General features: G+C 73.5%; 20 protein-coding genes. 14 read left to right on the forward strand and 6 right to left on the reverse strand.

Features of this window, described 5'->3' with window-relative positions; all coding sequences use genetic code 11:
• Positions 1-35: 35 nt before the first annotated feature.
• From ACZ4V1_RS08835 to ACZ4V1_RS08855, 5 genes are all read left to right on the forward strand, one after another.
• The gene (locus tag ACZ4V1_RS08835) at positions 36-971 is read left to right on the forward strand and encodes a M56 family metallopeptidase (RefSeq protein WP_468331551.1); all 936 of its coding nucleotides are present in this window, start codon (positions 36-38) and stop codon (positions 969-971) included.
• A 100-nt stretch (positions 972-1,071) separates the two neighbouring features.
• On the forward strand, positions 1,072-1,743 hold the full coding sequence (locus tag ACZ4V1_RS08840; protein ID WP_468331555.1) for a phosphatase PAP2 family protein: 672 nt from the start codon (positions 1,072-1,074) through the stop codon (positions 1,741-1,743).
• A 429-nt stretch (positions 1,744-2,172) separates the two neighbouring features.
• The gene (locus ACZ4V1_RS08845) at positions 2,173-2,517 is read left to right on the forward strand and encodes a hypothetical protein (protein ID WP_468331558.1); all 345 of its coding nucleotides are present in this window, start codon (positions 2,173-2,175) and stop codon (positions 2,515-2,517) included.
• A gap of 9 nt (positions 2,518-2,526) precedes the next feature.
• Positions 2,527-3,228 carry an HAD family hydrolase gene (locus tag ACZ4V1_RS08850; protein ID WP_468331561.1) on the forward strand — a complete coding sequence of 234 codons (702 nt, stop codon included), beginning with the start codon at positions 2,527-2,529 and terminating at the stop codon, positions 3,226-3,228.
• 188 nt (positions 3,229-3,416) lie between these two features.
• On the forward strand, positions 3,417-4,127 hold the full coding sequence (locus ACZ4V1_RS08855; protein ID WP_468331564.1) for a TetR/AcrR family transcriptional regulator: 711 nt from the start codon (positions 3,417-3,419) through the stop codon (positions 4,125-4,127).
• Here the strand turns inward: ACZ4V1_RS08855 and ACZ4V1_RS08860 are convergent.
• Positions 4,115-5,617 (reverse strand): LVIVD repeat-containing protein, encoded by a 1,503-nt coding sequence (locus ACZ4V1_RS08860; protein WP_468331567.1) that lies wholly within the window; start codon positions 5,615-5,617, stop codon positions 4,115-4,117. The genes ACZ4V1_RS08855 and ACZ4V1_RS08860 overlap by 13 nt on opposite strands.
• 210 nt (positions 5,618-5,827) lie before the next feature.
• Here ACZ4V1_RS08860 and ACZ4V1_RS08865 point away from each other — a divergent pair, with 210 nt between their 5' ends.
• Positions 5,828-6,484 carry a DUF305 domain-containing protein gene (locus tag ACZ4V1_RS08865; RefSeq protein ID WP_468331570.1) on the forward strand — a complete coding sequence of 219 codons (657 nt, stop codon included), beginning with the start codon at positions 5,828-5,830 and terminating at the stop codon, positions 6,482-6,484.
• A gap of 18 nt (positions 6,485-6,502) precedes the next feature.
• Here the strand turns inward: ACZ4V1_RS08865 and ACZ4V1_RS08870 are convergent, their stop codons facing one another.
• Positions 6,503-6,961: a DUF6214 family protein gene (locus ACZ4V1_RS08870; RefSeq protein ID WP_468331573.1), complete on the reverse strand. Its 459-nt coding sequence runs from the start codon at positions 6,959-6,961 to the stop codon at positions 6,503-6,505.
• A gap of 238 nt (positions 6,962-7,199) precedes the next feature.
• On the opposite strand from ACZ4V1_RS08870, the gene ACZ4V1_RS08875 reads away from it, so the two are divergent.
• Positions 7,200-8,564, forward strand: coding sequence for an FAD-dependent oxidoreductase (locus ACZ4V1_RS08875; RefSeq protein ID WP_468331576.1), 1,365 nt, complete (start codon positions 7,200-7,202; stop codon positions 8,562-8,564).
• Positions 8,565-8,585: 21 nt separating this feature from the next.
• Here the strand turns inward: ACZ4V1_RS08875 and ACZ4V1_RS08880 are convergent, their stop codons facing one another.
• Positions 8,586-8,948, reverse strand: coding sequence for a helix-turn-helix domain-containing protein (locus tag ACZ4V1_RS08880; protein ID WP_468331579.1), 363 nt, complete (start codon positions 8,946-8,948; stop codon positions 8,586-8,588).
• A 147-nt stretch (positions 8,949-9,095) separates the two neighbouring features.
• On the opposite strand from ACZ4V1_RS08880, the gene ACZ4V1_RS08885 reads away from it, so the two are divergent.
• On the forward strand, positions 9,096-10,175 hold the full coding sequence (locus tag ACZ4V1_RS08885) for an NADH:flavin oxidoreductase/NADH oxidase (protein WP_468331582.1): 1,080 nt from the start codon (positions 9,096-9,098) through the stop codon (positions 10,173-10,175).
• A 202-nt stretch (positions 10,176-10,377) separates the two neighbouring features.
• A complete protein-coding gene (locus ACZ4V1_RS08890; protein WP_468331585.1) occupies positions 10,378-11,181 on the forward strand; it encodes a pectate lyase in 804 nt (267 codons plus the stop codon).
• Positions 11,182-11,213: 32 nt separating this feature from the next.
• Here the strand turns inward: ACZ4V1_RS08890 and ACZ4V1_RS08895 are convergent, their stop codons facing one another.
• Positions 11,214-11,966, reverse strand: a complete 753-nt coding sequence (locus ACZ4V1_RS08895) for a PaaX family transcriptional regulator C-terminal domain-containing protein (RefSeq protein WP_468332315.1) — start codon at positions 11,964-11,966, stop codon at positions 11,214-11,216.
• A gap of 102 nt (positions 11,967-12,068) precedes the next feature.
• Between ACZ4V1_RS08895 and ACZ4V1_RS08900 the strand changes: the two genes are divergently transcribed.
• The 5 genes from ACZ4V1_RS08900 to ACZ4V1_RS08920 all read left to right on the forward strand — a co-directional run bounded on the left by ACZ4V1_RS08900 (position 12,069) and on the right by ACZ4V1_RS08920 (position 17,814).
• On the forward strand, positions 12,069-13,751 hold the full coding sequence (locus ACZ4V1_RS08900; protein WP_468331588.1) for a DNA alkylation response protein: 1,683 nt from the start codon (positions 12,069-12,071) through the stop codon (positions 13,749-13,751).
• Between the two features lie 97 nt (positions 13,752-13,848).
• The gene (locus ACZ4V1_RS08905; RefSeq protein ID WP_468331591.1) at positions 13,849-15,003 is read left to right on the forward strand and encodes a WD40/YVTN/BNR-like repeat-containing protein; all 1,155 of its coding nucleotides are present in this window, start codon (positions 13,849-13,851) and stop codon (positions 15,001-15,003) included.
• An 82-nt stretch (positions 15,004-15,085) separates the two neighbouring features.
• Positions 15,086-15,763 carry a uracil-DNA glycosylase gene (locus tag ACZ4V1_RS08910; RefSeq protein ID WP_468331594.1) on the forward strand — a complete coding sequence of 226 codons (678 nt, stop codon included), beginning with the start codon at positions 15,086-15,088 and terminating at the stop codon, positions 15,761-15,763.
• Complete coding sequence (locus ACZ4V1_RS08915; RefSeq protein WP_468331597.1) at positions 15,760-16,770, forward strand: N-acetylglucosamine kinase; 1,011 nt, start codon at positions 15,760-15,762, stop codon at positions 16,768-16,770. The genes ACZ4V1_RS08910 and ACZ4V1_RS08915 overlap by 4 nt, the downstream gene beginning before the upstream one ends.
• 120 nt (positions 16,771-16,890) lie before the next feature.
• Positions 16,891-17,814: a sirohydrochlorin chelatase gene (locus ACZ4V1_RS08920; RefSeq protein WP_468331600.1), complete on the forward strand. Its 924-nt coding sequence runs from the start codon at positions 16,891-16,893 to the stop codon at positions 17,812-17,814.
• 243 nt (positions 17,815-18,057) lie between these two features.
• Here ACZ4V1_RS08920 and ACZ4V1_RS08925 read toward each other — a convergent pair whose 3' ends face one another.
• Both ACZ4V1_RS08925 and ACZ4V1_RS08930 read right to left on the reverse strand, forming a co-directional pair.
• Complete coding sequence (locus tag ACZ4V1_RS08925) at positions 18,058-19,092, reverse strand: lactonase family protein (protein ID WP_468331603.1); 1,035 nt, start codon at positions 19,090-19,092, stop codon at positions 18,058-18,060.
• A 150-nt stretch (positions 19,093-19,242) separates the two neighbouring features.
• The gene (locus ACZ4V1_RS08930; protein WP_468331606.1) at positions 19,243-20,733 is read right to left on the reverse strand and encodes an FUSC family protein; all 1,491 of its coding nucleotides are present in this window, start codon (positions 20,731-20,733) and stop codon (positions 19,243-19,245) included.
• Positions 20,734-20,852: the final 119 nt, after the last annotated feature.

The raw sequence follows: 20,852 nt of genomic DNA on the forward strand, positions 1-20,852 counted from the left end.
TACTGCCGGCGGCGCCACGCTCATAGGCTGCCCCCATGATGCTCCCCGCGGCACTGCTGCTGCTCGCCGCCCTGACGGCCGTGCTCGCCCCCAGGCTGCTCGCCCGGGCCGACTGGCCGGACCGGGAACCGGTGGTCGCACTGTGGGTGTGGCAGTGCGTGGTGGCGGCCGTGCTCGTGTGCTGCGCGCTGTCGATGACGTTCAGCGCTGCGGCGGCCTGGCACGCGGTGGGCGGGCACGTGTTCGCGACGGCGCCGCGCCCGGTGGTCGAGGCCTACGCGCTCGGCACCTCCGGCCTCTGGGCGGACACGACCGCCGTCACGCTGGCCTGCGGCGGGCTGTGGAGCGCCGCGATGCTGACCCGGGAGGTCGTACGGGCCCGTACCCGGCGTCGGCGGCGCCGGGCCGAACTCCTGCTGCGTGCGCCGGTGCTGCCCGGCGAGGTGCCCGGCTCGGACCCGCTCGTCGTGCTCGAGGGAGAGCGGCCCGAGGCCTGGTGGCTGCCCGGCACTCCCCCGCAGCTGGTCGTCACCACCGCCGCGTTGCGCCGTCTCAAGGGCAGGCAGCTGGACGCGGTCCTGGCCCACGAGAAGGGGCACGCGCAGGCGCGGCACGACTGGCTGCTGCACTGCTCGGCCGCGCTGGCGGACGGCTTCCCCCAGGTTCCGGTGTTCGCGGCGTTCCGCGACGAGATGCACCGCCTGGTCGAACTGGCCGCCGACGACGTGGCCTCCCGCCGCTTCGGCCGGCTGACGACCGCCCTGGCGCTGGTCGAACTCAACGAGGACCGGGGGGTGTTCGGCCCGTGCCCCACCGCGCAGGCCCATGTCCCGCAGCGGGTACACCGGTTGCTCACGCCGCCGAACCGGCTCTCGGCGGCCCGGCGGCTGAGGCTGACGGCGGCCGCCGCGCTGGTGCCGGTGGTGCCGGTACTGGTGGCGTTCGTGCCGGGCCTGCGGGCTCTGGGGTAGTCCACCTGCCGCTCCCCGCCTCCGGAGACCGCCTCGGAGTCGCCCCGGAGACCCACCCGCGAATTGGCCCCTGACCCCCCGGGTCGGCGAGTATCGCAGGATGCAGACGCCGCCCGTCGACTCCCCGCCCGGTCCACCGCAGCCCCGCACCGCCCTCCGCGTCACCTGGGCGCTGGTCGTGTGCTCCGCGCTGCTGCTCACCCTGGTCGCCGTGGAGTGGCGGCCGTTGACCGGCCTGGACGACGACGTCGCCGGCACGACGCACCGCTGGGCCGTCGACGAACCGGACGTCACGCACGCCATGCGGATCCTCACCGACTGGGTGTGGGACACGTGGACCATGCGGCTGCTGTGCGCGGTGGTGGTGTTGTGGCTGTGGTTCCGGCGCGGGGACCGGTGGACGGCCGTGTGGCTGGGGATGACGTGCCTGCTGGGCAGCCTGTTGCAGCAGGCACTGAAGGCGGCGGTGGACCGTGCCCGTCCGGTCTGGCCCGACCCCGTGGACTCCGCGCACTACGCGGCCTTCCCCTCGGGCCACGCCATGACCGCCACGTTCGTGTGCGGCCTGCTGGTCTGGCTCCTCCACCACTACGGCGCGGCCCGCTCCCTGCGCCTGACCGCCCTGGCCGTGGCGGTGGTCTCCGTGGCCGGAGTCGGCGTGACGCGGGTGTGGCTCGGCGTCCACTGGGCCACGGACGTCGTCGGCGGCTGGCTCCTGGGCTCCCTGGTCGTGGCCGTCGCGGTACTGCTCCACCGGCGTCGGCACCCGTGACCGTGCCGGCGCGCCGAGGCGTCCGCCGCCGGGGCCTGTCCGGCGGATCAGGTCACGGGAAGGCGACGGCGCCTCGTCAGGGCGGGTGAGCGGGGGCCGGCGCGTCCGGTCGCAAGGCGGAGGAGGGCGTCGACGTGGAGCGTCGCCAACCGGCGACAACACCGCTGTCGGCACGCCCACGTCCTTGAGGCGGTGGGGAGCATGTGCCGGACCCGCGACCCCGGCAGGACCCGGACGACGCCCCCCAGGTGGGGCCGCCCGAGCTGCGGGCGGCCGTGCGGCCCGGCGCCGTGGGCCGGGCGATCCGCTCGCCCGCCGATCCGCTCGCCCGCCGATCCCGACGCCCGGGTGAGGGAGCGGGGAGCGGCGAAGGCCGCGGAGCCGCTCACGTACGGTCGTCGAGGTGACGGCCGATGACCGTCGTACGCCGTGAGCCTCGACGGTCTGGTGCGGCTCGCCCCGCGCCGCGATGGGCGCGGGGCGGGTGCGGGCGGACGGGACGTGCTGGACGCGGGGGGCGTCGGCCGCGTGGCCGGGTCGTGGACGCTCACGGAGATCGGCGACCACTCCGCCGGCTACTGCCCCGGCCTCATCTCGTGGCAGGTGGCGAGTGCCCTGGACCGGGCGGATCCGACCCGCCCCGGCCACTTCACGCACGAAGTGTCCTTCCGGCGCCGAAGGTCCTGCGGGGCGTGCTCCGTCGTCCGCGAGGAGGGCTTCGTCTGCGTCCTCCGCGGCGGGAATCCTCCCCCGGAGTGGAACGTCGCCTCGTAGGATCGGCCCATGGCCGCCGTCCTGTTCGACTTCTCCGGAACCCTCTTCCGCGTCGAGCCCACCGACGCCTGGCTGCGTGCGGCACTCGCCGGTGCCGGACTGACCCTCTCCGCGCCGGAGCTGGCCGAGACGGCCCGGGCGCTGCAGGCGGCGGGGGCGCTGCCGGGCGGCGCCGACCCGCTGCGGGTGCCCGAAGAACTCGCCGAGGTGTGGGAGACCCGGGACGAGAGCTCCGAGCTGCACCGGGCCGCGTACACCGGGCTCTCCCGGCAGGTGCCGCTGCCGGACCCCGGGCTGCACGACGCGCTGTACGAGAGGCACATGACACCGGGCGCGTGGCGCCCGTACCCCGACGCCGCCGAGGTGCTGGGCGCGCTGCGCGGGCACGGGGTGGCCGTGGGCGTGGTCAGTAACATCGGCTGGGACCTGCGCCCGGTCTTCCGCGCGCACGGCCTCGACCGGTTCGTCGACACGTACGTCCTGTCGTACGAGCACGGCGTCCGCAAACCCGACCCGCGGCTGTTCGCCACCGCCTGCGCGGCGCTCGGGGCGGAGCCGGGGCGCACGCTGATGGTCGGCGACGACCGGCGGGCGGACGGCGGTGCGGCTTCCCTCGGGTGCGCGGTGCACTTCGTCGACCATCTCCCGGTGACCGAGCGGCCGGCCGGTCTGCGGCCGGTGCTGGACCTGGTGCCGGACCTGGTGCGGTGACCGGCGCCGTGCTCGGGGGTGCCCGCCCCGACTCGGCAGTAGCCCGGGGCAACCAGCCGGGCGTTTCGCCCGCCTCGGACGATCCCCCGTGTCGCCCGAGGCAGACGATGACCGGACCTGACCCGCTGGAGCCCGTCCGTCTGCGCTGAGTATAGTTGGCTGGCAGCCAGTCAACGCAGGAGTACAGCATGTCCCCGCGCAGCGCCTCGGTCAATGAAGAGTTGCGGAGGCGTTCGAAGGAGCGGCTCCTGCAGGCCGCGGTGGAACTGGTGGGCGAGCACGGGTACGACGCGACCACGCTGGGCGACATCGCCGACCGGGCGGGCTCGGCACGCGGCCTGGTCTCGTACTACTTCCCGGGCAAGCGTCAGCTCGTGCAGTCCGCCGTGCACCGGCTGATGCACCGCACGCTGGAGGAGGCCCTGGAGCGGGAGCCGTGCACCGCCGAGGGGCCGGAGCGGATGGCGCGGGCCATCGACGCGGTCCTGGGCCTCGCCCGGGACCGGCCGGTTCTCATGCGCCAGCACATGGCGGGCCTGCTCCAGGCCGAGGTGGGATTCGTGCCCTGCCCGGAGCAGCGCCGGCTGGCTGAGCTGCTCCGGGACACCGTGGCCCGGCACGGCTCACGGGACGTCGACCGGGACTACCCGATGCTGCGCGCGCTGCTGATGGGCGCCGTGTTCGCCGCCCTGGTGCCGGGGGTGCCGATGCCCGTTCCGGTGCTGCGCGCCGAGTTGTTCGAGCGCTACCGGCTGGATTGGGAACTGGGCGTCCCGCCGGACGCCGAGACGCCCGGCGGGACGACGTACGACACGGACCTGTCGCGTTTCTTCGCGACCGGAGTGCCCGATCAGCCGGTCCGGACGGAGCGGACCGACCGGACGGCTCAGTCGAAGTAGTCCGGCTGCGTCTGCGTGTTGAGCTCGCGCAGATGGACCCGCTTGGCAGGGTCGGTGCGCCGGTCGTTGAGCCTGAGGACGTCGAAGCCCTTGGCGATGTCGTTCGAGTAGATGTAGCCGTTGTAGTAGTACGCGGACCAGGAACCGCCGGTGGTGACGGCGTCCGTGGTCAGCGGCCCACGCTCGAAGTAGGCGATCTCCTTCGGCCGCTCGGAGTCGGTGAACTCCCAAACGGAGACGCCGCCCTGGTACCAGGCCTGGACCATGATGTCGCGGCCCTCGACCGGGATGAGCGAGGCGTTGTGGGCGACGCAGTTCTCGGTGTCCGCCTGGTGGCGCGGGATCTTGAAGTAGCTGCGGAAGACCAGTTCGCGGTGGTCGCCCCTGCCGACGATGTCGTAGATGCCGTCGGCGCCGCGGTTCGGGCCGATCTCCGCGTTGCAGGTGGCGGCTCCGCCGCCGCCCAGTTCGTCGGCGAAGACGACCTTGTCGGCGTCCTGGCTGAAGGTCGCCGAGTGCCAGAACGCGAAGTTGACGTTGTCCTGGACCCGGTCGATGACCTTCGGGCGCTCGGGGTCCTTGATGGAGAACAGGATGCCGTCGCCCATGCAGGCGCCCGCCGCGAGGTCCTCGGAGGGCAGGACGGTGATGTCGTGGCAGCCGGTGGTCTTGGAGACGCCCGGATTGGTGGGCCCGCCCGGGTTGCCGCCGCCGTCGGGACCGTCACCGGGGAACAGCACGGGGAAGCCCACGACCGCCGCCCGCTCGGGGGCCTTGCGCGGCACCTTGATGACGGAGATGCCGTCGTGCGGCGGCCGGCAGTCGGGGTAGGCGGCGCTCGGCGCGTACGAGGAGACGTAGATGTAGACGTTCCTGCGCTCGGGCACCAGCGTGTGGGTGTGCGAGCCGCAGGCGGTCTCGACGGCGGCGACGTACTTCGGGTTCCGCTTGTCGCTGATGTCGAAGACCTTCATGCCCTCCCAGGAGGACTTCTCGGTCGCGGGCTGTGTGGTGCTGTTGCAACTGCTGTCGCTGCGCGAGGAGTCCGTCGACAGGAACAGCAGGTCACCGGAGACGGAGATGTCGTTCTGCGAGCCGGGACACAGCACCTGGGCGACGGTCCTCGGCTTCTTCGGGTTCTTGATGTCGAAGATGCGGAAGCCGTCGTAGTTGCCTGCGAAGGCGTACCGGCCCTGGAAGGCCAGGTCCGAGTTGGTGCCGGACAGCGCGTCCTTGGGGATGTTGGTCAGGTGCTCGATGTTCTTGGAGTGGACCGTCTCGTCCTGGCCGGGTATCTCGCCGCTCTCGATGGCGTCGCGTACCTCGGCACGCGCGCTCTTGGACACCTCCTTCGACGTGGCCGGACCGTCCCCCGGGTCGGGGGTCGCCATGGCCGGGCCGGCGGTGAGCAGCGCGGACAGGAGTCCGGCGGCGGCGGCCGCGGCTCCCAGGCGTCTGCGCCGCGTTCGCGGGGCGTTCAACAGGGTCACTGTTTCCTCCCTACGTGCGTTCCCTTCGGAACGGTTCACGCATCCCCGCAGTATCGTCTTAGGCATGCGCATATCAACAGGGGGCGACAAACACGCGATGCAGTTTTCTGATCAGTGACGCGCGGAAGCGTGCCAGGACCGTCATCGCACCCACGAGGTGCCTCGCGTCCCTCCCACCAGGGGGACACTCCCGAGCCGCAGGAGGTCGTTGTGTCCTTTCGTCCCGCGCTGTCCCGGCCGTCGCTCGCCACCGCCTCACTGACCGCACTGGCCGTGCTCGGGCTCGGGGCCTGCGACTCCGGTTCGGACACCGGATCGGCGGCCGCGGCCGGGCCTTCGGTGATCGCTCCGGGCGAGCCGGGCGAGGGCAACCGCACGCTCTCCGCCGAGGACGCCGAGAAGCAGCGCGCCGACGACGACTCCCCCAACTCGGCGGACGTCTCCTACGCGCGGATGATGATCCGGCACCATGCCCAGGCGCTGGAGATGACCGAACTCGTGCCGGAGCGGGCCGAGTCCGGCCAGGTCGAGAAGCTCGCCGAACGGATCTCCGCCGCGCAGGGGCCGGAGATCGCGGCCATGCAGGGCTGGCTGAAGAACCACGGCGAGAAGGAGGCCGGCGACGGGCACGACCACGCCTCGATGCCGGGGATGGCGACCGGTGCCCAGCTGGAGGAACTGCGTGCGGCGAAGGGCGAGGCCTTCGACCGGCTCTTCCTCAAGCTGATGATCACTCATCACGAGGGCGCGATCGCCATGGCCACGGATGCGAAGTCGCAGGGCAACAACGTGCGGATCGAGGAGATGGCCGACGACGTGGTCGCCCAGCAGACGAGTGAGATCTCGCGGATGCGCGGGATGCTGTGACGGACCGCCGGCGGGTCCTCAACGCCGTGCGCGACGCGGGGTCAGAAAGCCCTCGTCGCGCGCCTGGCCGATCAGCCTGAGCGACTTGCGCCGGCTGTGCCCCGTCGCGCGCATCACCGCCAGGACCGGGTCGCCGCCCGCCTCCCGGGCCGCCCGGTACTCCTGTGCGACGAGCCGGCACCCCTCCCTGCCGCGCGGCCACGCGGGACGGGCCCGCCGCCGCGCGGCAGCGGGTGCGACACGCGCGTCGCCAGGCACGCAGGCCTCGAAGAGCGGGTCCTCCAGCCACTCGGCGAGCACGGCCAGGTCGTCGAGGGACAGTGGCGGCTCGGCCCGTACGTCCTCGACCCGCACACCCTGACCGGACAGCACGGCGAGCGCCTCCACGCGGGCGCCGTCGGCGAACGTCAGCCGGACGTCGAACCACGAGGTGGCGGTGTCACCCTCGCGCACCACCCAGGTGTGCCGCACGGACATCTCACCGTCGTCCGGACAGCGGTCGGAAAGCTGAAGAGAACGATCAACGAAGGATGCTTCGAGCACACACGCAACGTAACCGAATGATCACATTCCATACGAACGGAACACGCACGGAACACGCGCCGTTCACCGGGCGCGGCACCCTGTCAGCGGAGCGACGGCGGTGGGATGCTGGAAGCACCAGCGACCCCCTCCGACTTCCGGACCATCCGCCTCCCGGACAAGGAGTTCCGCCGTGCTGCGTGTCGCCGTCATCGGCTCGGGACCGAGCGGGTGCTACACCGCCCAGAGCCTCGTACAGCTCGGCCGCGACGTGCACGTCGACGTCCTGGACCGGCTGCCGTGCCCCTACGGACTGGTGCGGTACGGAGTGGCGCCGGACCACGAGAAGATCAAGTCTCTGCAGAACACCCTGCGTACCGTCCTGGAGCACGAGCGGGTGCGGTTCCTCGGCGGCGTCCCCGTCGGGCCCGGGGGCGTGCCGTCCGCGCGGCTGCGCGAGCTGTACCACGCGGTGGTGTACTGCGTGGGCGCCGCCACCGACCGGCGTCTCGGCATCCCCGGCGAGGAACTGCCGGGCAGCTGGTCGGCGACCGAGTTCGTTTCCTGGTACAGCGCCCACCCGGACGCCGTGGACGACGGCTTCCTGCACGGGGTGCGGTCGGCGGTCGTGATCGGGGTGGGCAACGTCGCCGTCGACGTGGCGCGGATGCTGGTCCGCGGCGTCGCCGAGCTGAGCGGCACCGACATGCCGCAGGCGGCCCTCGCCGCACTCGCCGCCGGGCGGGTGGCCGACGTGCACATGGTGGGCCGGCGAGGCCCGGCGCAGGCCCGCTTCACCACCAAGGAGCTGCGCGAACTGGGCTCCCTGCCGGACACGGCCGTCCTGGTGGACCCGGCGGAGCTCGCGCTGGACCCGGCGTACCGGGACTCCTCCGCACTGCCCGCTCCGCAGCGCCGCAACGTCGAGGTGCTGCGCGGCTGGGCCGAGCGAGCCGCGCCGGACACCGCCCGGCGGATCCGGCCGCGCTTCTTCCTGCGCCCGGTGGAACTGACGGCGGACCGCGACGGCCGCGTGGGCGCCGTGCGCTTCGAGCGGACGGCGCCCGACGGGCGCGGTGGCGTGACGGGCACCGGGCGGTACGAGGAGATCGAGGCGCAGCTCGTGCTGCGGTCGGTGGGCTACCGCGGGGTGCCGCTGGAGGGGCTGCCGTTCGACGCGGCGAGCGGCACCGTGCCGCATCGGGCGGGGCGCGTCCTGCGGGAGGGCGCCGTCGCCCCGGGGGAGTACGTGGCCGGCTGGATCAAGCGCGGCCCCACCGGCGTCATCGGCACCAACCGCCCCTGCGCGAAGGAGACGGTGACGTCCCTGCTGGCGGACGCCGCCGCGCTCACCGGGCGGGACCTCTCCGCCGACCCTCTCGCACTCCTGCGCGCCGAGGGGATCGAGCCGGTCGAGTGGGCCGGGTGGCGGGCCATCGAGCGGGCGGAGGCGGACCTCGGCGCCTCGCTGGGGCGCCACGTGGTCAAACTGCCCGACTGGGATTCGCTGCTGGCGGCGGCGCGGACGGCCGCGAGCCGAGGGCGTCCGGCGCTCTGAGTCCGCGCCCCCCGCCCGCCGTCAGCCGGCCCCGAGGCGGGCGGCCTGGCGGGCCGCGGCGGCCAGGAGGGCGTCGAGGAGCCCCGGGAAGAGCGCGTCCAGGTCGTCCCTGCGCAGGCCGTTCATCTTCGCCGTACCCCGGTAGGTCTGCCGGATCACCCCGCTCTCGCGCAGCACCCGGAAGTGGTGCGTGGTGGTGGACTTGGTGACCGGCAGGTCGAAGTGGGAGCAGGAGAAGAGCTCGTCGCTGTCGGCGGCGAGGTCCCGCACGATACGCAGCCGCACCGGGTCGGACAGCGCGTGCAGCACTCCCTCCAGCCGGATCTCCCCGCGTGCCGGGTGCGGCAGGTCGCGGGTGCCGGCTGCGGTGGCGGCGGGGGTCACGGCGGCTCCAGTTCGTCCGGGAGGGTCCCTTGCCGGAAAGCCCTCCGTCGGCTCCCATTGTACGAGGCCCATCGTAGTTTGACACACGCCGTACTACGAGGGCTATCGTACGAGCTGTCCCTCTGCCGCGACCAAGGGAGCAGCCTCATGAGCGCCCTCTTCCAGCCCCTCCGACTGCGTGACACCACGATCCCGAACCGGGTCTGGATGCCGCCGATGTGCCAGTACTCCGCCGCACCGGACGGCCCCCTGGCGGGCGTCCCCGGCGACTGGCACTTCGCGCACTACGGCGCACGCGCGGTGGGCGGCACCGGGCTGATCGTCGTCGAGGCCACCGGCGTGTCACCCGAGGGCCGCATCTCCCCGCAGGATCTCGGCCTGTGGAACGACACCCAGGTCGAGGCGTTCCGCCGGATCACGGACTTCCTGCGGTCCCAGAACACGGTTCCGGCGATCCAGCTGGCCCACGCGGGCCGCAAGGCGTCGACCGCGCAGCCCTGGAAGGGCGGGGCTCCCGTGGGCCCGGACGCGCACGGCTGGCAGCCGGCGGCCCCGAGCGCGCTCCCGTTCGACGAGCGCCACCCGGTGCCGACCGAGCTGACGGCCACCCGGATCCAGGAGGTCGTCCGCCAGTTCGCGGACGCCGCGCGCCGGGCCCTCGCGGCCGGTTTCGAGATCGTCGAGATCCACGGTGCCCACGGCTACCTGATCCACGAGTTCCTGTCGCCGCACTCCAACCACCGCACCGACGCCTACGGCGGCTCGTACGAGAACCGCACCCGTTTCGCCCTCGAAGTCGTCGACGCCGTGCGGGAGGTCTGGCCGGACGACAAGCCGCTGTTCTTCCGCGCCTCGGCGACCGACTGGCTGGAGGAGGGCGGCTGGACGCCCGACGACACCGTCCGCTTCGCCCGCGACCTCCGGGCGCACGGCATCGATCTCCTCGACGTGTCCACCGGCGGCAACGTCCCGCGCGTCCGGATCCCGACCGGGCCCGGCTACCAGGTCCCGTTCGCCGCACGCGTGAAGGCCGAGACCCCGCTGCCGGTCGCCGCCGTGGGCCTGATCACCGACATCGGGCAGGCCGAGAAGATCCTGGCCAACGGTGAGGCGGACGCGGTCCTGCTGGGCCGCGAGCTGCTGCGCAACCCGTCGTGGGCCCAGCACGCCGCACGGGAGCTGGGCGACGCGGTCCGGATGCCGGACCAGTACGGCTGGGCCATGTGAGGCGGCGCGCACCCTTGCGCGAGGCGTTGACTAGAAAGCGCTTGCCCTCTACGGTCCGTTCATCAGCATGACCGCCGCGAACGCTGTGGGCCGCAATGACCCCACCAGCACCCCTCCGCGCTCGCGGCGGAAAACACCATCACGCACAGCGTTCACGTACATGTTCCGTTCCACCCCCACTCCCTATGGAAGGGATCAGAACATGACTGCTGCGACTCGCCCCCGCGCGCGGCGACGCGCCGCGACCGGCGCGCTGGCCGCACTCGGACTCTCGGCTGGCATGCTCATGACCTCCGGAGCTTCCGCGGCGCACGCCGCCACCTGGCCGGCTCCCAACGGGAGCCAAGGAGTCTCCTCGACCATCCCGGTCTCCGGTACCAAGGACTACGGGATGAAGCGCCTCTACGGCACGGGTGACCTCGGCTCCGGCGGCCAGGACGAGGACCAGGGCCCGATCCTGGAACTGGCCCCGGGCGCCGTCCTCAAGAACGTGATCATCGGCGCCCCCGCCGCGGACGGCATCCACTGCAAGGGCAGCTGCACCCTGCAGAACGTCTGGTGGGAGGACGTCGGCGAGGACGCTGCGACCTTCCGCGGCTCCTCGTCGTCGAACGTCTACACCGTCACCGGCGGCGGCGCCAAGGAAGCCAGTGACAAGGTGTTCCAGTTCAACGGCGCCGGCACGCTGAACGTCTCCGGCTTCGCGGTCAAGAACTTCGGCACCTTCATCCGCTCCTGCGGCAACTGCTCGACGCAGTACAAGCGGACGATCAACCTCGACACCATCGAGGTGAACTGGAAGGGCAGCCGGATCGCCGGCATCAACACCAACTACGGCGACAGCGCGACCCTGCGCAACATCACGATCGTCGGGGACAGCGGCAAGAAGATCGTCCCGTGCCAGAAGTACATCGGCAACGACGACGGCGACGAGCCGGACTCCAACGGCTCGGGCCCCGACGGCACGCACTGCAAGTACTCGCCGTCCGACATCACCTACAAGTGACACGGCGCGTGACCGTGCGCTGATGCCGCCCCTCAGGTCCGGGCGCCCCGCGCCCGGACCTGTCCGGCCTGCTCCCGCTGGTAGTCCGTGTAGGCGTCGCGCAGGGCCGTGCCCGGCCAGCGGGCCGGGAGGAGCTCCGCGGGCAGGACCGGGTCGGCGAGCAGGTGACGCACGACGGCCGCGAAGGCGGTGAGACGGTCGGCCGGACGCCGGGCCCGGTCGACATGGGCGAGCAGCGCCCGGGCCGTGGCGGACCAGTCGTCCAGCGGCCACAGGCCCCCGGCCAGTTCGGCGGCCGGACGGCCGGGGCGTGCGGCACAGCGCTCGGCCACCAGATCGAGCTCGGCGGGCAGCGGCCGGCGCAGGTTGGCGGGGCGCAGCCAGACGCCCTCGCGGAGTTCGGCGAGGCGCAGGGCGGTCAGCCGGGCACGCAGGTCGGAGCGTTCGGCGGGACCGCGCCCCGTCGCGGTGATCACGACCATCTCCCAGTCGCCCTCCCACGCGCGCGTGTGCGGGCGCACGGCCTCGTCCTGGCGCCGCTGGCGCTCCAGCAGCCGCTCGCTGAGGCGGTAGCCGGTGTCCGTGCGCCGCAGGTCTCCGGCGGCGACCATCCGGCTCAGCGCGGCCCGCACGGTGGACCCGCCGACGTCGAAGCCCTCGACGAGCCGCACCAGCTCCCGCACCGGCAGTTCGGGGGGATGGGTGCCGAGCAGCAGACTCAGGACGACCGACCGCGCGGACAGCGGGCGCAGGGTGAGCCCGCCGGGGACCGCCGAGTCGTTCATCCGCGCGGGCACGTGTCGTCCATCCACATGAGCACGTACTGTACGCGCGCTCCCGGTGTTGCACTATTGCTGCGCCTGTAGAAATGGTGCAACACTCGAACCATGACGACACGCGCGCAGGAGCCGTACGAGGAGCCCGCGGGCCATCCGGAGGGGTGCGCCACACACGAGGTCACCAACCAGCCCCCGCCCCTGGCCCCTTACGACGCCTCCGACGACCCGGCCCTGCTGGAGGGCCTGCGGCGGGAGGACGCCGGGTGGGCCGAGGAGGACCTGCGGCGGCTGGGCAGGCGGGCGGGGAGCGCTCAGGCGCAGGAGTGGGGGGACCTGGCCAACCGCCACGAGCCCGTGCTGCGCACGCACGACCGGTACGGCAACCGGGTCGACGAGGTCGAGTACCACCCGAGCTGGCACCACCTGATGCGCGTGGCGGTCGGCGAGGGGCTGGCGGGTGCGCCCTGGGCCGACGACCGGCCGGGCGCCCACGCCGCCCGGACCGCCGGCGGGCTGGTGTGGGGGCACACCGAGGCCGGCCACGGGTGCCCGACCTCGATGACCTACGCGGCCGTCCCCGCGCTGCGTGCGCAGCCCGAGCTCGCGAAGGTCTACGAGCCGCTGCTGACCGGCCGGGAGTACGAACCGGGGCTGCGCACGCCCACGGAGAAGCGTGGTCTGCTGGCCGGCATGGGGATGACCGAGAAGCAGGGCGGCTCCGACGTCCGTACGAACACCACGGCGGCCACCCCGACCGCCGAACCCGGCGTCTACACGCTGCGCGGGCACAAGTGGTTCACGTCGGCGCCGATGTGCGACGTGTTCCTGGTGCTGGCCCAGGCGCCAGGGGGCCTGTCCTGCTTCCTGGTGCCGCGCGTGCTGCCCGACGGCGGTCGCAACACCTTCCGCATCCAGCGGCTGAAGGACAAGCTCGGCAACCGGTCCAACGCCTCGTCCGAGCCCGAGTTCGACGGGACGGTCGCCTGGCTGGTCGGGCCCGAGGGCCAGGGCGTCAAGACGATCATCGAGATGGTCAACTGCACCCGGCTGGACTGCGTGATGTCCTCGGCGACGCTGATGCGCAAGACCCTCGTCGAGGCCGGGCACCACGTACGGCACCGCAGCGCGTTCGGCGCCCGGCTGGTCGACCAGCCGCTGATGCGCAACGTGCTGGCGGACCTGGCACTGGAGTCCGAGGCGGCGACGACGCTCACCCTGCGACTCGCCGGCGCCGCGGACCGTTCGGTCCGCGGGGACGCCGGGGAGACGGCGTTCCGGCGGATCGCCACCGCCGTCGGCAAGTACTGGGTGACCAAGCGGGGCCCGGCGTTCACCGCGGAGGCCCTGGAGTGCCTCGGCGGCAACGGCTACGTGGAGGAGTCGGGCATGCCCCGGCACTACCGCGAGGCTCCCCTGCTGTCGATCTGGGAGGGCTCGGGCAACGTCAACGCCCTCGACGTGCTGCGGGCGCTCGGCCGCTCCCCCGCCAGCACGCACGCCCTCTTCGGGGAACTCGCCCTCGCCCGCGGGGCGGACGCCCGGCTGGACGCCGCCGTGGCCCGGCTGGAGTCGGGGCTGACGCAGGCCTCCGAGACCGGTGCCCGCCGCCTGGTGGAGCTGATGGCCCTGACCCTCCAGGCCTCCCTGCTGGTCCGGCACGCCCCGCCCGCCGTCGCGGACGCGTTCTGCGCCAGCCGGCTCGGCGGCGACTGGGGGCACGCCTTCGGCACGCTGCCGGCCGGGGCCGACCTCGGCGGCATCCTGGCGCGGGCGCTGCCCGGCGAGGGCTGAGCGGCGAAAGCTGAGCGGCTCATGCGGCGGGACCTCTCGCCGGACCCGACGTCACCGTCCTGACCTGCTACGACAGCCCTTCCAGAGGTGACTGTCAGTGCCGGGGTGCAGACTGGCCCGTGTCCGAGACAAAGGCGTCGACGACGACGCCGCGGAGGTGATCGGCATGACCGAGGTACTGCTCGCCGTGGGCACCCGCAAGGGCCTGTTCATCGGGCGCCGGCGGGGTGGCACCTGGGAGTTCGACGAGAGTCCCTACTTCAACGCACAGGCCGTCTACTCGGTCGCCCTCGACACCCGCGGCGACACCCCTCGGCTGCTGGCCGGCGGGGACAGCGCACACTGGGGCCCGTCGGTGTTCCACTCCGACGACCTGGGCCGCACCTGGACCGAACCGGGGCAGCCGGCCGTCAAGTTCCCCAAGGAGACCGGCGCTTCGCTGGAGCGGGTGTGGCAGCTGCACCCGGCCGCCGCCGAGCCGGACGTGGTGTACGCGGGCACGGAGCCGGCCGCGCTGTACCGCTCGGAGGACCGGGGCGAGAGCTTCGAGCTGATCCGCCCCCTGTGGGAGCATCCCACGCGCTCCCAGTGGATGCCGGGCGGCGGCGGCGAAGGGCTGCACACCGTGCTCACCGACCAACGGGACCCGAAGTCGGTCACGGTCGCCGTCTCGACCGCCGGCGTGTTCCGGACAGCCGACGGCGGCGCGAGCTGGGCGCCGTCCAACTCCGGTGTCTCCGCGGTCTTCCTGCCGGACCCGAACCCGGAGTTCGGCCAGTGCGTGCACAAGGTGGCACGGGACGCGGCGACCCCGGACCGGCTGTATCTGCAGAACCACTGGGGTGTGTACCGCAGCGACGACGCGGGCGGGCACTGGACGGACATCGGCGAGGGCCTGCCGTCCACGTTCGGTTTCGCCGTCGCGGCCCATCCGCACCGCGGCGACACGGCGTACGTCTTCCCGATCAACGCCGACGCGGACCGGGTCCCGGCCGACCACCGCTGCCGGGTGTTCCGGACGGCGGACGCGGGCAAGAGCTGGGAGCCGCTCACGGCGGGGCTGCCCCGGGAGGACCACTACGGCACGGTGCTGCGCGACGCGCTGTGCACCGACGACGTGGAACAGGCGGGCGTGTACTTCGGCAACCGCAACGGCGAGGTGTTCGCGTCCGCCGACGACGGCGACAGCTGGCGGCAGTTGGCGTCCCACCTGCCGGACGTGCTGTGCGTGCGGGCCGCGACCGTCGGGTGAGGCGGACCCCGGGGGCGGCCTCGGGGGGCGGCCTCGGCCACCGGTTGATGGGCGTCACCCGTACGGCAGTAGGGTGACGCCCGTGGCACCACGACCCTTGCATGAAATCGTCGAAGCGGGCTGGGCGAAGGCCCTGGAACCCGTCGCCGGGCGCATCACCTCCATGGGTGAGTTCCTGCGCGCGGAGATCTCCGCCGGACGCACCTACCTACCAGCCGGAGCGAACGTCCTGCGGGCCTTCCAACAGCCCTTCGACGACGTCCGGGTCCTGATCGTCGGGCAGGACCCCTACCCGACCCCGGGACACGCGGTGGGGCTGTCGTTCTCGGTCGCACCCGAGGTGCGCCCCCTGCCCGGCAGTCTCGTCAACATCTTCCGGGAGCTGAACACCGACCTCGGTCTTCCGCAGCCCTCCAACGGGGACCTGACCCCGTGGACACGGCAGGGCGTGCTCCTGCTCAACAGGGCGCTCACCACGGCCCCGCGCAAGCCCGCCGCCCACCGCGGCAAGGGCTGGGAGGAGGTCACGGAACAGGCGATCCGCGCCCTGGCGGCGCGCGGCAAGCCGATGGTGTCCATCCTGTGGGGCCGCGACGCCCGCAATCTGCGGCCGCTGCTCGGCGACCTGCCGGCCGTCGAGTCCGCGCACCCTTCCCCGATGTCGGCCGACCGGGGCTTCTTCGGCTCCCGCCCCTTCAGCCGGGCCAACGACCTGCTGGTCCGGCTCGGAGGTCAGCCGGTCGACTGGCGCCTGCCGTGAGCGGCGGTTTCCTGGCCGTGGACTCCGGCGGCTCGGGCCTGCGCGTCGCCGTCGGCACGGCCGGGGACGACGCGGGCGGCGGCGGTCCGGAGGGGCTCGGGCGGCGGACCTCGCGGGAACCGGTCCGCACCGGTGCGCGCGGCATCGATCCCGAGCATCTGATGGCGCAACTGGTCCCCATGGCCAGGGCGTTGACCGCCGAGACCGGGGTGACCGGGTTCGGCACCGTCGTCGTCGGGGCCGCCGGGCTCGCCACGCTGGGCGACGCCCTGCGCGCCGAACTGCCGGGCGCGCTGGCCCGGGAGCTGGGCGCGCGCACGGTCGCACTGGCCGCCGACGCCGTCACCGCCTATGCCGGTGCGATCGGCCCCCGGGCGGGAGCGGTGGTCGCCGCCGGCACCGGGCTGATCGCCACCGGCACGGACCTGACCCGCTGGCGCCGGGCGGACGGCTGGGGACACCTGCTGGGCGACTGCGGGGGCGGCGCCTGGATCGGGCGGGCCGGCCTGGAGGCCGCGCTACGCGCCCACGACGGGCGCCAGGGCGGCTCAGCGCTGCTCCTGGCCCGCGCCGAGGAACGGTTCGGGCCGGTCGCGGGCCTGCCCGGTCAGCTGTATCCGCGTACCGACCGTCCCGCCGTCCTCGCCTCCTTCGCGCCCGAGGTGGCCGCCTGCGCCGCCGACGACCCCGTCGCCGCGGACGTCCTGCGGGCCGCCGCCCGGCACATGGCCGACTCGGCCGCCGCGGTCTGCCCGTCCGGCGGCGAGCCCCGCGTCGCGGTCACCGGTGGCCTGCTGAAGATGGGCGATCCCCTCGTCGTACCGCTGGAGCAGGAGCTGGCGAAGCGGCTGCCGCACGCACGGCGGACGGCCGCCGAGGGTGATCCACTGGACGGTTCGGTGCGGATCGCGGCCGCCCTGACGACCGGATCGCTCACTCTCCCGAGTGACGACGGGATGCTGTGGGTGACGACGGTGCCGGGCGGCCGATTTTCGGTCCGCCGGTGAGGTGAATCGTGCCGATGTCGTCCGATCCGTACATCACTCATCAGACAAAACCGGACGGATACCGCTCACCTGCACCCTCCCCGAACAGGGAAACCCAGGAAACCAGTAACATGCGGCGCCATGAGCTCCCCCACTGGGCCCGCGTCCGGCCTGCCAGTACGAATGCCGCGCCCCCGCCAGCCCGGACGGCACCGCCGTCCCGAACCCCTGGTGGCTCCCGAGGGCGCGCCGGCGCTCGTCCTCGCGGTGCCGGGGACGCCCAGTAGCGCCACCCGAGGCCTCGCCGACGAGGTCATCAGCATCGCCCGCTCCGAACTTCCCGGCCTCGACGCCCGAATCGGCCACCTCGACGGGGACGACGAGGAATTCTTCACCCTGTCGACCGTCCTCGTGCGTGCCGCCGAGGAGCGCACCGCCCGCTACGAGCAGGCACGCGCCGCCGGCCTGGAGGTGAAGGAGCCCGAGGGCCCCGTCGCCGTCGTCGTGCCGCTGCTCGCCGGCCCGGACGGCGCGCTGCTGCGTCGCATCCGGCAGGCCGTCATGGACAGCCGGATCGCGGCCGAGCTGACCGACGTGCTCGGCCCGCACCCGCTGCTGGCCGAGGCGCTGCACGTGCGGCTCTCCGAGTCCGGTCTGGCCCGCGCCGACCGTGCCCGCCTGTTCACCGTGGCGACCGCCGCGGACGGCATCATCCTGGCCTCCGTGGGCGGTGACGAGGCCGTCCAGGCGGCCGGGATCACCGGCATGCTCCTCGCCGCGCGCCTCGCCGTGCCGGTGATGGCGGCGGCGCTGGACGAGGAGGGCTCGATCGCGTCCGTGGCCGAGCAGCTGCGTTCCTCGGGCTCGCAGCAGCTGGCGCTGGCGCCGTACCTGATCGGTCCGGAGATCGAGGCTTCCCTGCTGGAGGAGGCGGCCAAGGAGGTGGGCTGCTCCACCGCCGAGCCGCTCGGCCCGTACCCGGCGATCGGCAAGCTGGCGCTGGCCAAGTACACGACGGCGCTCGGCATCTCGCCGCAGCAGCCGCAGGGCACGCCCGTCCGCTGACGCGCGGGCGCGCGAGAGACGCACGACCGAGAGACGCACGACTGAAAGGGCCCGCTCCGGTGCAGGAGCGGGCCCTTCGTCATGGTCGGGCCTTCCCCGTTCCATGCCGTCCCATGCCGTCCCATGCCCGCCTCGTGCCCGCCTCGTGCCCGCCTCCTGCCCGCCCGGTCTTCGCCTCGTCCCGCCTCGTGCTCGTCCGGTGCGGCGCACGTGCGGGGGGGGAGCCACGGGGCCGCCGCCGGGTCAGCCGAAGACCACGCAGGACGCCGCCGGTACCGCGAGCGAGCCGGAGCGCCTCGGTACGCCGGTCTCCGGGTCGAGGTCGAACCAGGTCACGTCTCCGGAACGCTCGTTGGCCGCGTACAGGAAGCCGTCCGACTCGGCGATCTCCCGCGGCCAGTGCCCGCCGCAGGGCACGGTCCCGAACAGCCGGAGCCCGTCCGGCTCCACCACGAGGACGGACACGACGTCCTCTCCCCGGGTCGCGGTCCACACGAAACGGCCGTCGGGCGAGACCACGATGCCGGACGGGAAGGCGTCGCCGGCCGGGGCACCCGGCAGTACCGGTACCTCGGTGAGGGGCTGGAGTACGCCGTCGGCGGCGTCCCAGCGGCAGACGGTGACGGTGGGGGCCAGTTCGTTGACCACGTAGGCGCGGGCGCCGTCGGGGTGGAAGGCCAGGTGGCGCGGGCCCGAGCCGGGGCGCAGCGCGATCTCCCGGTGCACGGCGAGGGCGCCGTCCGTCAGGGTGCAGACCCGCACGGAGTCGGTGCCGAGATCCACGCTGACGGCCCACCGCCCGCTGGGGTCGGGCCGCACCTGGTGGGCGTGCGGTCCCTGCTGGCGCTGGGCGTGCGGACCCGATCCGGTGTGCTGGAGGAGGCCGGACGCGGACCGGGCGAGGGCGCCGTCCGGGCGGACCGGCACGGCGGTGACGCTGCCGGAGCCGTAGTTGGCGGTCAGGACGTGCCCGGCGTACAGGCTGAGGTGAGTGGGCCCGTCCCCTCCCACGGGTACGGGCCGTCCGGCGGGTTCGGGCTTGTCCCCGGCCACGCGGTAGGCGGCCACGGCGCCCTCGGCCGTCTCACTTACGGCGTAGAGCATGTCCCCGTCGGGCGCCAGCGCCAGGTAGGAGGGGTCGGGCACCCGGTCCGTGCCGCTCAGGACCGTGAGCGCGCCGCTGTCGGGTGCGACGGCCGCCGTCAGGATTCCGGGGCCGCCGGCCGCCGTGAACGACCCGATGTACGCCCGCCGCTGCCGCCTCTCACCGTCCGCCACCGCTGCCGCCTCTCGTCACGCGTCGTCCCGCGTCGTCCCGCGCCTCGGTGAGTGCCTCGGCGCGAGTGCCGCTGATCGTCTGCCCCGGGGCGACGGTAGCAGTCGATCAGATTCGGTCTAGACCAAATGGGTGGCGCGTGCCCGGACGGCTCAGGCGCCGACGAGCGGCGAGCCGGAGGGAGCGCGCAGGGGTGCGGCGAGTTCGGCCAGGGCGCGCTCCAGGCCGTGGAGGTGGGCCAACGCGGGTTCGGTGGCGCGTGGCCCGCCCGCGTGGGCGGGGACGGTCCCACCACCGGTGAGCGCCTCGACCGCGCTTTCGACACGCCAGCAGGCTGCGGCCAGCCGGGCGTCGTGCGAGGCCTCCGGGTCGGCGGCGACGGCGACCAGGCCGCGGATCTCCCGGGCGCAGTCGTCGAGCAGGGCGAGTACCCGGCGGGCACGCCGCTTGCGGCCGTACATCGGGTTCAGGGGGTGCACGAGCGGGGCGACCGACAGCCGCACCCGGCCGAGCAGCTGTTCCAGTTCGGCCACCCGCGGTGCGGGGTCCGCGCCCTCGGTGCCGGCGAGGCGGGCGGCGGCCTCGGCGGTGCAGGCGTGGACGCAGCGCAGGGCGCGCTGGATCCAGGCGTCGGTGACGGCGTGCGTGGTGACGGGCAGGACGAGGAGCACCGCGAGTACGGCGCCGAGCGCGCCCACGCCGGTCTCGGCGAGCCGCAGGGCGAGCAGGCCGGGACTGAGGAGGTCCAGGAGGCCGTAGAGCAGCTCGGCGAGCAGGGTCACGCAGAGCATCATCCAGGTGTAGGAGACCGCGGCGGTGTAGAAGATCCCGAAGACGCAGGCGGCGACGAGCACGGCCGTGGGCACCGCGGATCCGGCCAGCGGCACGGCGATCAGGAAGCCGAGGCCGATGCCGACGACGGTGCCGAGGACCCGGCGGAAGCCGCGGACCAGGGTCTCGCCGCGCGAGGTGGTGTTGACGAACACCCACCAGGTGGCGCCGACGGCCCAGTACCAGCGCTCCTCGGACACCAGCTGGCCCACGACCAGAGCGAACCCGGCGCCGACGGTGGCCTGGACCGCCTGGCGGGTGGTGATCCGGGCGAGTCCGGTACCGGCGGGCGGTGCGGGGGCGATGGGCGGGGGCAGGCGGCGCTCGTAGCACCACAGGCCGAAGCGCACCGCGGCGGCGGCGGTCACGGACAGCAGGACGGCGGCGAACATCTCGGGCAGCCGGTCCGTGGTCGCGTGCAGGAACTGGGCGATGAAGAAGGTCATGAAGGCGAACACGCCGAGGCTGTGCCCGCGCGGGCCCCAGCGCCGGGCGTACACGCCCGCGCCGACGACGGCGAGGAAGGTGAGGTCCCTGGCGACCGGGAGGTCGTGCAGCGCGGCCGCGGCGGTCAGCACGGGCAGTCCGGTGACCGGCAGCAGCGCGGTGGTGACCGCCTGCCCGCGCACGGTGGCGTCGGTGACGGTGAACAGCGCGAGCAGCGCGGCGAGCCCGCCGATGACGGCACCCACGAGAGAGGTACCGGCCAGGCCGCAGACGACGACGGCCAGCCCGATGCCGAGGACGGCCCGAGCGGCGAACCGCAACCGGGACCGGCCCGGATCCGGGCTCACGAACACCTTCTTCAGCACTGCTTACCGCCCCCTCGCACACTGGCGCACTCTGACCCGAGGTCATTGGCATGTCACTGGCATGTCACTGGCATGAAAAAGGCGCCACGGGATCCGCAGCGCCATCGACCCTCCTATAG

This window comes from Streptomyces sp. NPDC028991, assembly GCF_055564775.1.